The 2,324-nt window shown below is 36.9% G+C and carries 1 protein-coding gene and 1 pseudogene; both read right to left on the minus strand.

All coding sequences use genetic code 11. The annotated features are described in order from the left end of the window. Positions 1 to 1,526 precede the first annotated feature (1,526 nt). On the minus strand, positions 1,527 to 1,859 hold the full coding sequence (locus tag ACJ5GX_RS01065; RefSeq protein ID WP_495292596.1) for a hypothetical protein: 333 nt from the start codon (positions 1,857 to 1,859) through the stop codon (positions 1,527 to 1,529). 349 nt (positions 1,860 to 2,208) lie between these two features. Beyond that, positions 2,209 to 2,324 (minus strand): annotated as a pseudogene (locus ACJ5GX_RS01070) (aspartate-semialdehyde dehydrogenase); the annotation flags it as partial.

Raw genomic sequence — 2,324 nt, forward strand, 5'->3', positions numbered from 1 at the left:
TATAAGATGTCCAGCACCTCCGTGTTAACTTTCCCGGCCAACATGACGTTGGCAAGAGAGGCCAGGCTCGAAGCAAGATTATTACCAACAGCTCCTGTGGAGTAGCACACGAGGTCTTTAAGGTGCTGCGGAGAGATACCAACTGGCAAGCAGCTAGTGGCGAAGGATGTTTGGCGTGGAGCGAGCGCAAAGTTTCGTCGTTGTCGGGGGCAATCAAGTCACTCGAAAATTGTTCTTGTATAAGTTATAATTATCAAGTAATCAATAAAGTGTTTCTGTCTGTCTGTATGTCTGAACACAAAGTAAGTATTGGCGGCTGCGCGCCGGTCTGAATGCGTCTGTAAAACGGCTTGACAGACGTCTCCGTAATGCACCGTAGCCGTATTTGTACGCGTCTGACAGACGCATGTGTCAAAAATACGCAGCGATGGGCGGCAAGTGGGTGAACCGCCTATATACAGAAATACCACAGACCAAAAAACTTCGCGCACGTCTGGTGACAGCAAGTGACTTTTCAGTGCTCTGTGAGTAATATGAAAAAAAAAAACCAGTATAATTTGATGAGAAACTTACTACGCTTATTGACTTAGTGAGGTCAATTTTATCCCCTTCCATTATCATCCAACTCACTCCTATAGTTTTCCCACAACCTTAAACTACCACATATGATACGCCTCATACTATGTAATTTTGATATAAATCTATCATCATTACAAATTAAAATGATGTTAGATAAGATAGGTCTCCTGTTGGTATGTGAGATTGTTTGTCTTTTTGGACACCACTTAACATTTTTGAAAACTGGACCGTTTCGAAGCTAATTGTAGTGTGTGACGTAGATTACTAAGAATGTGTAATGTTTTTGAAGCTAATGAAAGAGGTAGGAGTTCCTTAGAACTCCTAATATACTTTTCATTTGATTATATGTAGTAAGTTTTTATGCCTAAACAGAGACATTGTTGATTTACATGAGTTTAAAGAATCTTTGATTAGACACACACACGCACTATTTTTTCTGCTATTAATTTCCTTTTTATTCTATACAGGGTTATTTTTTATTCACCCCGGATATTTTACAGGGTGATTCTACTCATGATTCTGAAAAACTTTTATTATGGGGTCACCTGCAAAATCTCGAAAAAAAATCCAACTGTTCCATACATTTTGTTTGAGTAGGTATGAATTTTTCTATGGAGCAGCTGTTTTTTGTTTCGCGATTTCGCAGGTGACCCCTTAATAAAAGTTGTTCAAAATCATGAATAGAATCACCCTGTAAATTTTCCGGGGTGAATAAAAAATAACCCTGTATAAACACGACACAAGGCCAAATGAAATATTTGGCAGAATAAATTCCACTATCAGCCTATTAAATACAATAACAACTACAACAATATTAAGATTGCAATATTACTTTCAAAGGTAGTGATGCTTATTTATATTTTGTCACTTAATTTATCCCTTGGGTAGCCAGCGGAGAATTCAGCATGGCCCACACTTAGCATTATAATTTTTAGTTTAAAAAATATTTAGTCTTGCTCCTCTTCCCATACCAAAAACTTGTAAATTGCTTTACTGACCATTGGTCCTACGTTTTTGTTTAAATTACCATATTTCAAATTAGCTAGTAATGTTTCTCCTTGTTTTTGGCTACAGTTTTCATATTCCTGTATTAGTGCTTTAGGAGTGCTGTAAACTTTTGCAATTGCCAATGCTTTCTCGACAGACACTCCTTTTAGTTGAAGCATGAGTTTTATAAAAGTCTCTGTTACAGTGAGAGGCTTGTTTTTTATTGATGATTTGTTGAAATAAGTAAAGACCATTAGTTCATCGCCTTGAGGTTCTGCATTCTTCCCAATCAAATTTTGATCGATCCATTATTTTCAGAACAACTCCTAATCCCAGTCTGATTGGGCTGGTTCTTTGAACAACCATACTAATAAGTCAAAGAACGTTTGCTCCCCACCAAGCCAACCAGCAAAGATTTCAAATACTCTGAGGCCCTAATGGTAAAATCCAAAAAAACCTTAAACATTTATAGTAAAGAGGAAAGATTAGTTGGTTGTAGATCGATCCAACCCAAAAGAGTCTTTGATTAATATTAAAGTTAGTATCAGGCGGTTGTGTAGCAGCTTTTTTTATAAATTTATTTATATTTTATTTATTTTTTGAGGGTAGATTGATTCCCACTCTTTTATTAATTATTGGTTGGTATACGGCATTCTCTTGCACAACATCAATCTGAGTCATATATCCACCATCTTCGCGCTTATCTTGCACTAAAACTCCATCGTCTTCACTGAGCATTTCACGAGCTTCTTCTTCAG

It is taken from the genome of Wolbachia endosymbiont of Tuta absoluta (assembly GCF_059414725.1).